We start from the raw sequence: 11,019 nt of genomic DNA, 5'->3' as shown, positions 1-11,019 counted from the left end.
AAGAGTTTAAAACCCTCTTCTTTGGAGATTTTGTTGGTTAAAATAATCCGATGTTCATTAACAAAAACTTCATACATTTGCATCATGGTTTTAGACAAAGATACCGCCAAGAAAACAGCAGAACTTCTATTGCAAATTAATGCAATAAAGTTGAATCCTAAAAATCCATTTACATGGGCCTCGGGATGGAAATCACCTATTTATTGTGATAACCGCATTGTACTTTCCTTTCCACCGATTCGAAATTATATTAGAGAACAGATGGCGCACCAGTTGGAGCAGCATTATGGAAAGCCTGACGTTATAGCAGGGGTAGCAACTGGAGCGATCGGCATCGGTATGCTCGTTGCAGAGTACATGAGTCTTCCTTTTGTTTATGTTCGACCGGAGCCAAAAAAACACGGGCGTGGAAATCAAATTGAAGGATTCTTAGATAGCGGACAAAATGTAGTGGTTGTAGAGGATCTTATCAGCACTGGAATGAGCAGCTTAAATGCCGTAAAAGCCTTGAAGGAGCACGGAGCCGCTGTCAAGGGAATGATTGGGATCTTCTCCTATGGGTTTGATGTGGCCACTGAGAATTTTAAAACTCAAAATACTAATTTAGTCACTTTGAGCAATTATGATCATCTCTTGCAACAAGCGCTAGAGACTAAATACATTAGTGATGCGGATTTGATGACGCTACAGCAGTGGAGATCTAATCCTCAAACTTGGAAATAAAATTAGATATCATGAAATTAGAAACACCAAACAAAAACATACATAAATCTTCTAAAGAATTATACACCTTCTTAGAAGATGTCAAAAATTTTGAAAAACTGATGCCTGAAAACATTAGCAAATTCGAAATTCTAGGAGAAGATAAATTCCTATTTTCACTTAAGGGAATGCCTGAAATCGTACTTAAGATGAAAGAAAAGACTCCGTACAACAAGCTCGTATTAGGTTCAGCAAGCGACAAAGTTCCCTTTACACTGACCGCAAATATTAATGACCTCTCCGAGGGTACTTCTGAGGTGAATTTGGTTTTCGAAGGGGAATTCAACGCCATGATGGGCATGATGATTAAAGGTCCGATCACAAACTTTATCAATACACTGACCGACAATATGACTAGAACGGTCTAATGGGATTTACCTTTGTTGCTTTTGTCCCGGCTTAAATTCTTAAGATCAGCGAGCGATCTCAAACACTATCAATATGAAAGCTAATCGAATTTACGCACCTGAACCTTACTACTTCCCATCCTTAAGCTGAGCCAGGCCTGCAATTTCTTCAACTCAGAATCTTGCCGATTTAACGAAGTCCCTTTTTTCCATTTTACAAAGAAAACAGGAACAGTATCTGTATTAGTGAAATCCGTTTTAATTTCATTTCCAAAACCCAATTCAGCCACTGCATCGTAATTGATTTTCACTTCTTTACTGATCTCATCAAAGGGTATTGCTTTTATGGAAAACTTGCTCAAGCGTTCGAGTTCCTTTTCCAATAATTCTATCCGCTGATCTTTAGAAACAATTTCTTTTTTCTTCTGTTCATACAACTCTGTGACATATTGAAATTTCTCCTCTGATTGCGACTGCTCCCCTCCTCGGATTTTAAGATTTGCAGATGCCAGTTTCGGATACTTCTGCATTTGCACTTTCCAAGTCTCTATGACATTCTGTGGAATTGATTCATCCCCAATGATCACAAATTCAATGGTCGGATCTTCGCCCTTATTATACTCCAAAGTAATGGATTTATCCAACACAAAACCACTACCTGAAAACTGATAGGTTTTAATATGATCATTTACAAAGGCCTCCGCCTGGTTCTTAAATTTTGATTCCTGTAGCACATCATAAAAGGTTTTTCCTGCTGGAATCATAACTAATATCGCTATAAGCGAAGCCAATCGTGCCGTTCGTTTACGTTTTTGAGAATTCGCGTATCGAACCATTGGGAATTTCAAGATCTTTAAAATCAAAAAAGTTGCTAATCCAATAAAGATGGTATTGATCATAAATAAATACATGGCTCCGAAGAAATGATCCATGTTCCAGTTCGCCAAACCAAATCCAGCAGTACACAATGGCGGCATTAAAGCCGTTGCAATAGCAACACCAAATATAACACTTGCCACTGTACCACGTTTGGCTCTAGCAATCACAAGGGCCATCCCACCGAAGAAAGCAATAAGGACATCTCGGATATCTGGAGCAGTTCGAGCTAGTAACTCTGATGATTCGTCTCTTAATGGGAAAAATTTAAAAAACAAAAAAGCTGTCAGGATACTCAATATGACCATCACAGCGAAGTTCTTTAAAGATCTTTTTAAGGTATCGATATCATTTACCGCTAAAGAGTAGCCTATACCTAAAATAGGCCCCATAAGTGGCGAAATTAACATGGCCCCAATTACTACGGCAGTTGAATTGGCATTTAAACCTACAGAGGCAATAAAAACAGAACACATTAGAATCCACGACGTATGCCCTTTGAAAGCTATATCGTCTATAATACTTTCTTTGGTAGCTACCTGATCTGTATTGTTTCTTATATCTAAAAGGTCTGCGATAAAAAGTTTTAAACTTCCAAAAAATCCAGTTAAATCACTTTTTACCTTGGCCTGTGCACTGTGCTCCTTAGCTTGATTTTGATGCCCATTAGATCCATTATTGTTCTTCTGCTCCATGTGTGAAAATCAGTTAAACTTCTATTGTGAATTGCCCAATTTATCAATGACGTTTTTAACTTCTTGCTCTTTTGCCTTAGGATAAATCAACAGTTTATCATCGCGATCAATAACAATATAATCATCTAAATCGCGTACCACCACAACCTTCTCTCTTGAAGTATGAATAATATTTCGATGGCTGTTCTCTAATTTTGCTTGAGCTCCAACAACCACATTTTGTTGAGAATCCTTTTGTAATTCCTCATAGAGCGAACCCCATGTACCAAGGTCATTCCAATCAAAATTTGCCGGTAGTACATAGATGTTCTCTGAACGCTCCATCACTGCATAATCGATCGATATTTTATCAAGTTCAGGGTAAGCGCGATCTATAAATTCTTCTTCTTTATCAGTATTAAGCAGCTGGTAACCATGTTCTAATTGCTGATACATCTCAGGTTGGAACTTCATAAATGCATCCAATACACTCTGCACGTTCCAAATAAATATACCCGCATTCCATAAAAAATTACCCTGTGCTAAAAATGATTTTGCTGTCTTATAATCTGGTTTTTCTCTAAACTGATCTACCTTTTTTATTGGTTGATCTGATTTTTCATATTGAATATATCCAAAACCTGTATTGGGAAAGGTAGGTTTGATTCCTAATGTCATCAGTACATCATTATCTTGACAGTGATCAAAACACAAACGAAGATCCTCTAAAAAACGTGTTTCATTTTCAATCCAATGATCGCTCGGAGCCACCACCAACACAGCCTTAGGGTTGATTTTTTTAATTTTCATCGAAGCGTATAATATACAGGGGGCTGTATTGCGCATCAAAGGTTCTAACAATATTTGATGATCCTTCACCCCATCGAGTTGCGCTTTCACCAACCCCCCGTACTGCTCATTGGTAAGTATAAAAATATTTTCACTTGGAATCATCTTTTCCAATCGTCTGTAGGTAGTTTGAATAAGAGTTTCTCCAGTACCTAAAATATCATGGAACTGTTTCGGTAATGCTGAGGTACTTAAGGGCCAAAACCTCGATCCAATACCTCCTGCCATTAATATCGCGTAGTAGTTACTATTCATCAATCAATTACTAATTAATTCAACTTCAGCATTGGGTTGAAACAAAAACACTTTTCCAGTGGCCATTTCAACGCATTCATAACGCTTAGTAAGCTTATTTCCCTTCTTAAAAATCTTCCCATTCCGCAACCTAAAAACACTGCCCTTAGGGAGTTCAAATATATAATTTTTATCAGTAGTCGGATCATATTCCTTTAGTGCAATAGACAAATGTGCATCGGTATCACTACTAGCAGTAGGGTTCCTAAAATGCCTAGCTAGTAGCGGCAATAATGAGGGCGGGAATACACTTGGATTTATAAACGGAAGCATGAGTTTTTGAAAAGTTCTTTTCCACTCTATCCCATGCGGCTTTATCCCCCTTCCATAGTGCTGAAAAGCTGCTAGGTGCGCTATTTCATGAATAAGAGTGATAAGAAAGCGGTACTTGTTCAAATTCGAATTTACCGTGATCTGATGACTCCCATCGGGATACCTTCTGTAATCCCCGTGACGCGTCAGCCGTTCGTTAACAATCTTAAGATGCACATGATTGGACTTGATTAGTTCAATACACGGATCGATCGCTCTCTCGGGAAGATATTTTAGCAAAACATCCCTCATAAATAATTATTAAGGGGTGCTGTTGCTCACTTGGAGCATTTTGCCATTGTACAACTGATGTCCGGAGAGTGAAAAATCTGCAATATACTTTGCCATATCCTCGGCTGAAGTATTTACCTGAAAGCCAGGAAAAGCTTCCGCTAACATCTCCGTTTGCACAGCCCCTAAGGCCAATACATTAAAACACGGACCAGAATCCTTATATTCTTCGGCTAAAAGTTCGGTAAGTGTGATCACAGCTCCTTTTGATGAGCTATAAGCAGCAAGACCAGGAAACTTCACACTGCCTTGGACTCCACCCATACTACTGACACTTAGCACGTGGCCATCCTTAGGCATATAGGGAATTACCAGTTGCGTAACCCTGGCAAGTCCAAAGACATTCACATCATACACGCTTTTAAAATCCTCCAAGCTAAGCTCTGAAAATGGCTTATTAATTAAAGCACCAGCATTATTAATCAGCACATCCACATGTCCCCACTGATTTTTAATAAAAACCTCCAACAAGGTTAAATCCTCCTCTTTACAAAGATCAAAATCAATTGCATCAACTCCATCAAGAGCTAATGCACGGACAGGCTTAGAATTTCGAGAGAGCGCTAATACCCTATGCCCTTTTTTGGCCAAAATTTTAACCAGTTCTAATCCAATGCCACGACTACTGCCCGTAACAATAATGTGTTTACCCATAAATCAATTTACTTTTTTCTATTTAAATTTTATCTCGTGCTGATTTGCATTGGTCATTTGCTCAAGAACTGGTAGGCTTATGTTAATTACTTTAGCCATATGACTGAAATCCATTTCACTGATCTCATCATCCACATGGTGATAATACGGATAATTTTCAAAATCAAACGTACATACCGTTTGTGCTGCTACTTTAAATTCTTCGTAAAAAGGATAATTATCGGAGCGCTTAAATAGATTGTATTCTGCTGCTTTTGGCAAAAATCCAAAAGCCTCCTGGCCAGCATATGCATTCATTACAGAAGCCATGGTAGTTTTATTATAACCCGTAATATAAGTGAGTGCTTCTCGTTGCATAGGAACTCCGATCATTTCAAAATTTAGCATAAAATAAAGGGGCATACGTTGCTCCTTTAGCTTTTTGGCCAAATGTTTTGATCCTAAAAGCCCTTTTTCCTCAGCTGAAAAAAGTACAAATAACATACTTCGTTTATTGGTATGGTTATTTCCAAAATACTTGGCTAATTCAATAACAGCACTGGTTCCAGAAGCATTATCATTGGCACCGTTAGCAATGGAATCCCCATCTACTGGTTTTCCTTGACCAATATGATCGTAATGTGCTCCGACAATCACAAATTCATTCTTGAGATGCTTATCATTCCCCTCTACCCAGCCGACAACATTATAAGCTGGTTGGTCATAATTGGAAAGGGTATCCCGATACGTTTCAAAATAAGGTTTAACCCCATTATCACTAAAAATCTTTTCAATATAGGCTGCAGAAGCTTCAATTCCTTCTCCTCCAGTATCTCTTCCTTCCCGCTCATTAGAGGCTAGGAAATGCATATGGATAGCAACTTGTTCTGGGGTTACTTTGTAGTTTTTTTCCGCTACACTAGTGGTACTTTTGCACCCTATAACCAGCAGTGCAATTGCGATTATTATTTTATTCATCTGTAGTTATCTTATGATTTAAATATACCAAAAATCCCGCACTAAGCGGGACTTTGATCTATGAATTAATAACGAATTGCGAATTAAGCAAGCATCGTTACCGGATTTTCAATATAAGCTTGCAGGGTTTGTAGGAATTGCGCTCCTGTTGCACCATCAACTGTTCTGTGATCACAAGCCAATGTTAACTTCATGGTATGACCTACTACAATTTCACCATTTTTAACCACTGGTTTTTCAACGATAGCACCAACGGACAAAATGGCTGAGTTTGGTTGATTGATAATTGAGGTAAATTCTTGAATACCGAACATTCCTAAGTTAGAAACAGTAAAGGTACTTCCCTCCATTTCTTGAGGAGTAATCTTCTTATTTCTAGCTTTGCCTGCCAATTCTCTAACATTGCCCCCGATCTGAGTTAAGGACATTTGATCAGCGAATTTTAACACAGGTACTAAAAGCCCTTCATCTACCGCTACAGCAACTCCAATATGAACATGATGATTGTACTGTGTCACATCATCTTTCCAAGTGGTGTTTACTTGTGGATGTTTTTTAAGTGCCATAGCACAAGCCTTAACAACCATATCATTAAATGACACCTTAATATCAGGTAGTGAATTAATCTGAGATCTTGAGGCCATTGCTGTACTCATATCTACCTCTATGGTTAGGTAATAGTGAGGAGCTGAAAATTTAGATTCAGCCAGACGTTTTGCAATAGTCTTACGCATTTGAGAATTTTTCTTTTCTTCCACATGCTCTTCTCCAGCAGGCACGAATGGTGCCGTTACAGGAGCCTTATCGCTAGCCTGATCAGCTTTTGCCTCAGGGGCTTTTGCCGAAGGAGTATAATTCTCTACATCTTTTTTAACGATTCTTCCGTTCTCACCGCTACCTTTTAATTGGCTTAAGTCGATTCCTTTTTCTTTAGCAATTTTTTTAGCGAGTGGAGAAGCAAAAATTCGTTCGTTTGTATTACTAGTATCTACTGATGTTTTTGGTTGCTCCTCTTTGACTTGCTCTTTTGGTTTATCAGCTGCTTTCTCAGCCTCCGGAGCTGAAGTTACATTCCCGCCTCCTTTAACAGAAGCTAGAACTGCATCAACATCAGTTCCTTCAGGGCCTATTATTGCCAAAATATCATCTACTGGTGCAGATTGTCCCTCGTCTATTCCAATGTACAATAATGTACCGTTATAGAAGGATTCAAATTCCATGGTCGCCTTATCGGTTTCGATTTCCGCTAGGATTTCACCTTCTTCCACTTCATCTCCAACCTTTTTAAGCCATGAGGCAACGGTTCCTTCTTCCATAGTATCACTCAACCGTGGCATGGTCACAACCTCCACACCTTCTGGTATTGCACCTCCCGTAGCTCCTTGGGACTCTTGCGTCGAATCTTCTTCCTTAGAAGTCGCCGACTTAGCCTGATCTTTTGTTTCTTCTTTGGTATCTGCTGGAGCTCCACCTCCAGAAATCAATCCTGAAATATCTTCTCCTTCTTCACCAATTATGGCTAAGAGCGAATCCACTGGTGCACCATCACCTTCTTGGATACCAATATGTAATAAGGTACCCTCATAAAAAGATTCAAACTCCATGGTGGCCTTATCTGTTTCTATCTCTGCTAGGATATCCCCTTCTTCTACTTTGTCTCCTACGTTTTTCAACCACTTAGCAACAACACCTTCCTCCATGGTATCGCTGAGTCGTGGCATATTAATAATTTCTGCCATTGTTCTTAAAGTTTATGTGGTAAAAATGGATAATCTTCTTGTTCGTATACAGCGTCGTACATCACGTTCTTCTCTGGGAACGGTGATTCTTCAGCAAACTTTTCACATTCACTAACTCTGGCCTTCACACTTTTATCAATCTCTTTTAAGTCTGATTCTTTGGCGTATTTCTTTTTAAGAATAATATCCTTTACTTGTGTAATTGGGTCAATTTTCTTGTATTCTTCAACCTCCTCTTTGGTACGATAGTGTTGTGCATCACTCATCGAATGCCCACGATATCGATAGGTTTTCATTTCTAAGAATGTTGGACCTCCTCCATTACGAGCTCTTTCAACAGCTTCGTAAACAGCCTCGGCTACTTTAACAGGATCCATACCGTCTACAGGGCCACAAGGCATATCAAACCCTAATCCAAGTTTCCAGATTTCTTGCTCTTTTGAAGTTCTCGCAACAGATGTCCCCATGGCATACCCATTATTCTCACAAATGAAAACAACTGGTAGGTTCCACAACATGGCAAGGTTAAAGGTTTCGTGTAGAGAACCTTGACGAACCGCTCCATCTCCCATATAGCACAAGGTTACTCCATCTCTTTTAAAATATTTATCGGCAAATGCAAGTCCTGCTCCTAGTGGGATTTGTCCACCGACAATTCCATGTCCGCCATAAAAGTTATGTTCTTTTGAAAAGATATGCATTGAACCTCCAAGACCTTGGGAAGTTCCAGTAGCCTTTCCATATAATTCAGCCATCACCCTTTTAGGATCAACTCCCATCCCAATGGGCTGCACATGATTCCTGTAGGCAGTGATCAATTTGTCGGTTTTGGGATTAATGGCATGCAAGGTCCCAGCTAAAATAGCCTCTTGTCCATTATATAGATGGAGAAATCCTCGAACCTTTTGCTGGATGTATACAGCAGCTAATTTATCTTCAAACTTTCTCCAAAACAGCATGTCCTCATACCATTTCAAGTAAACTTCTTTTGTAACTTTTTTCATTTATATTTTTCTTTTTGCAAAAACATGAATACCCCATAAAGGAGACGAATCACTTTTAAAAATAATATAGGTTTTTCAAAAGCACTACAAAAGTAGCGTTTTAAGTACAAAGAGTAAAAATGAATTAACCCTTTTATCTAAGATTTTTGTTAAATAAGATTTAAAGTCGCTTTCCCGAAGGTCAGCGGAAGTAAATCTTTTACGGAATCAGCCTTAACTACCTTCCCAGTCTCTCCCATAAAATAAATCGCAATTGGCTGATTTTGATTCTCTTCGTACTCAAAAATAGCTTGACGACACCCTCCGCATGGTGGTGTTGGGGTTAGCACTGCAAAATTATCCGAGGCGGCTGAAACGAATAAATTTAAAATTTTTACACCTGGATATAAAGTACCCGCTTGGTTTATAGCTACCCGCTCGGCACACATGCCGGAAGGAAATACTGCATTCTCCTGGTTAGTCCCAAGGACTACTTCTCCATTTTCGAGTTCTAAAGCCACCCCTACCTTAAATTTTGAATATGGCGCATAGGCTTTACTTCTTATATTCACCGCTTTTATCATGAGCTCTTTCTGCTCCTTTGAAAGTTCGCTTACAGAATCATAAACCGTAAGAGTAGTATTTATCTCAAGTTTTTTCATTGCGTGATTTTGTATATATAGCAAATTACAAAATATTTCCCTTAAATGTTAATTGTAATAAGGATCCCCAAAATTAAAACTCACCGAAAACCGCAATGTATTTTCCAAAGGATTACGAAGGTCAGAGGTAGAAAATAAATATGAAAAATCGATCACAGCACTCTTAAAATTAAAACCAGCGCCTAAGGTGAAAAATTGCCTAAAGCCTTTTAAATCACTCTCATGAAAATAACCAGTACGAAGAGCCAATGCATCATTATAACGATACTCCACCCCGAGTGCCCAGGTGATTTCTTTTAATTCTTCACTGAAACCATCTTGCGCATCACTAAAGGAAGAAAACATCCCATTAAGGAAACTCTTAGTGTAAAAATCATCCTCAATATCTATGTCTCCATCCTGATCCGAGTCACTAGGAGAAGGCACCAATAACTTATTAAACTCTAGATGGACACCCAATTCACTCATGGGGCTAAAGATAAAGTCAAACCCCCCACCGAGTTTCAAATTGGTAGGCAGGTAACTTTCTCGCCCCTCTTCATCATACTTTAACTTGGGCCCTACGTTGGATATATTAAATCCCGCTAACCAACGGCCATTAAAATGGTCGTAAGCGATGTCTCTGGATCTAAAATACCCAGCAACATCGACCGCACCAGAACTCGCAGCAGAAGCATCAATGTTTTCCGTTTGTATTTTAAGGTCAGAACGCAAATAACGTGCTGCCACAGCCATAGAGAACGTCTCGCTTAGTTTAAGAGAATAGGACAGATCAAATGCCAATTCATTAGGGCGCTCAATAATAGGAGCCATCCCATTGTGAAACTCCGCTTCGGTAATTTTATCTATATCTCCTAGACTAAAATACCGCAAACTTGCAGCCCAAGAACTTCTCTCGTCAATTTTATTGTAAAAAGTCAAATTTAAAAGCGCAATATCATTGACCAATTTACTTAAATAGGGTGTGTAACTCATCCCAACACCCATAGCTTGGGTAGCAAAGGCGTATTTGGCCGGGTTCCACTGCTGTGAGAACACATCAGTAGGGGTTGCGACACCGACCTCACCCATTCCGCCGGCACGTGCATCTGAGGCGATTGATAGAAAAGGAACGGCGGTACTGATCACACGGTATTCATTATTATCTTGTGCAGCAACAGGAATTGAAAACAGTAATAGACTGAGTAGTAGGAGGATATATTTCATTAGGTTATTTGGTTTCTTAAAACAAATATAATTTTAAATTGACGTTTTACAAATAGCAATTTAAATAGCCCAGTAATTGGATAACGTAAATTTTATAGTTTTCTTATTACAGCATAAAACTACCTTGAGAGCGTGCTCAGGCCAAAAATTTCCGATAATCACCCATATTTAGATGATAAGATCAACGAATAATCTACCCCGTAATGGTTACCCCCTACAGACTAGTATATACTAAAATCGAATTTTATTCGTTTTGACAACAGGCACACCACCTTTGACAACATTATACTTACAAATTCGATGAAAAAAATTGGAATAATTTACTTAATTGCTATATTGCACACATATTTAAGACAACTCAAATCTTAATCATGAAGAAGTATCTATTTAACCCATACGTATTATGTTTGGTT

General features: G+C 38.8%; 11 protein-coding genes. 2 read left to right on the top strand and 9 right to left on the bottom strand.

Annotated elements, in window-relative coordinates; all coding sequences use genetic code 11:
- Window positions 1-84 precede the first annotated feature (84 nt).
- Together pyrE and VKY50_RS02710 are read left to right on the top strand one after the other, a co-directional pair.
- Window positions 85-723 (top strand): orotate phosphoribosyltransferase, encoded by a 639-nt coding sequence (pyrE, locus tag VKY50_RS02715; RefSeq protein ID WP_324298594.1) that lies wholly within the window; start codon window positions 85-87, stop codon window positions 721-723.
- A gap of 11 nt (window positions 724-734) precedes the next feature.
- On the top strand, window positions 735-1,130 hold the full coding sequence (locus VKY50_RS02710; protein ID WP_324298592.1) for an SRPBCC family protein: 396 nt from the start codon (window positions 735-737) through the stop codon (window positions 1,128-1,130).
- Between the two features lie 80 nt (window positions 1,131-1,210).
- Here VKY50_RS02710 and VKY50_RS02705 read toward each other — a convergent pair whose 3' ends face one another.
- The 9 genes from VKY50_RS02705 to porV all read right to left on the bottom strand — a co-directional run bounded on the left by VKY50_RS02705 (window position 1,211) and on the right by porV (window position 10,606).
- On the bottom strand, window positions 1,211-2,680 hold the full coding sequence (locus tag VKY50_RS02705; RefSeq protein WP_324298590.1) for a DUF389 domain-containing protein: 1,470 nt from the start codon (window positions 2,678-2,680) through the stop codon (window positions 1,211-1,213).
- 21 nt (window positions 2,681-2,701) lie between these two features.
- Entirely contained in the window at window positions 2,702-3,763 is a 1,062-nt protein-coding gene (locus VKY50_RS02700; protein WP_324298587.1) for a mannose-1-phosphate guanylyltransferase, read from the bottom strand.
- A gap of 3 nt (window positions 3,764-3,766) precedes the next feature.
- Window positions 3,767-4,366: a SprT-like domain-containing protein gene (locus VKY50_RS02695; protein ID WP_324298585.1), complete on the bottom strand. Its 600-nt coding sequence runs from the start codon at window positions 4,364-4,366 to the stop codon at window positions 3,767-3,769.
- Window positions 4,367-4,375: 9 nt separating this feature from the next.
- Window positions 4,376-5,059, bottom strand: a complete 684-nt coding sequence (locus tag VKY50_RS02690; RefSeq protein WP_324298583.1) for an SDR family NAD(P)-dependent oxidoreductase — start codon at window positions 5,057-5,059, stop codon at window positions 4,376-4,378.
- Between the two features lie 18 nt (window positions 5,060-5,077).
- Entirely contained in the window at window positions 5,078-6,016 is a 939-nt protein-coding gene (locus VKY50_RS02685) for a M28 family peptidase (RefSeq protein WP_324298581.1), read from the bottom strand.
- An 83-nt stretch (window positions 6,017-6,099) separates the two neighbouring features.
- A complete protein-coding gene (locus VKY50_RS02680; RefSeq protein WP_324298579.1) occupies window positions 6,100-7,755 on the bottom strand; it encodes a pyruvate dehydrogenase complex dihydrolipoamide acetyltransferase in 1,656 nt (551 codons plus the stop codon).
- Window positions 7,756-7,760: 5 nt separating this feature from the next.
- Window positions 7,761-8,759, bottom strand: a complete 999-nt coding sequence (gene pdhA / locus VKY50_RS02675; RefSeq protein ID WP_324298577.1) for a pyruvate dehydrogenase (acetyl-transferring) E1 component subunit alpha — start codon at window positions 8,757-8,759, stop codon at window positions 7,761-7,763.
- Between the two features lie 149 nt (window positions 8,760-8,908).
- Entirely contained in the window at window positions 8,909-9,400 is a 492-nt protein-coding gene (locus tag VKY50_RS02670) for a cytidine deaminase (RefSeq protein WP_324298575.1), read from the bottom strand.
- Between the two features lie 48 nt (window positions 9,401-9,448).
- Window positions 9,449-10,606 (bottom strand): type IX secretion system outer membrane channel protein PorV, encoded by a 1,158-nt coding sequence (gene porV / locus VKY50_RS02665; protein WP_324298574.1) that lies wholly within the window; start codon window positions 10,604-10,606, stop codon window positions 9,449-9,451.
- Window positions 10,607-11,019 lie beyond the last annotated feature (413 nt).

This window comes from Galbibacter sp. (assembly GCF_035306585.1).
Classification (GTDB): domain Bacteria; phylum Bacteroidota; class Bacteroidia; order Flavobacteriales; family Flavobacteriaceae; genus Galbibacter.
This window is presented reverse-complemented; position numbering and strand designations above follow the sequence as displayed.

Excerpts from the sequence above, each read along its gene's own strand:
- pyrE (WP_324298594.1), top strand. The coding sequence starts at position 85 with ATGGTTTTAGACAAAGATACCGCCAAGAAAACAGCAGAACTTCTATTG.
- VKY50_RS02710 (WP_324298592.1), top strand. The coding sequence starts at position 735 with ATGAAATTAGAAACACCAAACAAAAACATACATAAATCTTCTAAAGAA.
- VKY50_RS02705 (WP_324298590.1), bottom strand. The coding sequence starts at position 2,680 with ATGGAGCAGAAGAACAATAATGGATCTAATGGGCATCAAAATCAAGCT.
- VKY50_RS02700 (WP_324298587.1), bottom strand. The coding sequence starts at position 3,763 with ATGAATAGTAACTACTACGCGATATTAATGGCAGGAGGTATTGGATCG.
- VKY50_RS02695 (WP_324298585.1), bottom strand. The coding sequence starts at position 4,366 with ATGAGGGATGTTTTGCTAAAATATCTTCCCGAGAGAGCGATCGATCCG.
- VKY50_RS02690 (WP_324298583.1), bottom strand. The coding sequence starts at position 5,059 with ATGGGTAAACACATTATTGTTACGGGCAGTAGTCGTGGCATTGGATTA.
- VKY50_RS02685 (WP_324298581.1), bottom strand. The coding sequence starts at position 6,016 with ATGAATAAAATAATAATCGCAATTGCACTGCTGGTTATAGGGTGCAAA.
- VKY50_RS02680 (WP_324298579.1), bottom strand. The coding sequence starts at position 7,755 with ATGGCAGAAATTATTAATATGCCACGACTCAGCGATACCATGGAGGAA.
- pdhA (WP_324298577.1), bottom strand. The coding sequence starts at position 8,759 with ATGAAAAAAGTTACAAAAGAAGTTTACTTGAAATGGTATGAGGACATG.
- VKY50_RS02670 (WP_324298575.1), bottom strand. The coding sequence starts at position 9,400 with ATGAAAAAACTTGAGATAAATACTACTCTTACGGTTTATGATTCTGTA.
- porV (WP_324298574.1), bottom strand. The coding sequence starts at position 10,606 with ATGAAATATATCCTCCTACTACTCAGTCTATTACTGTTTTCAATTCCT.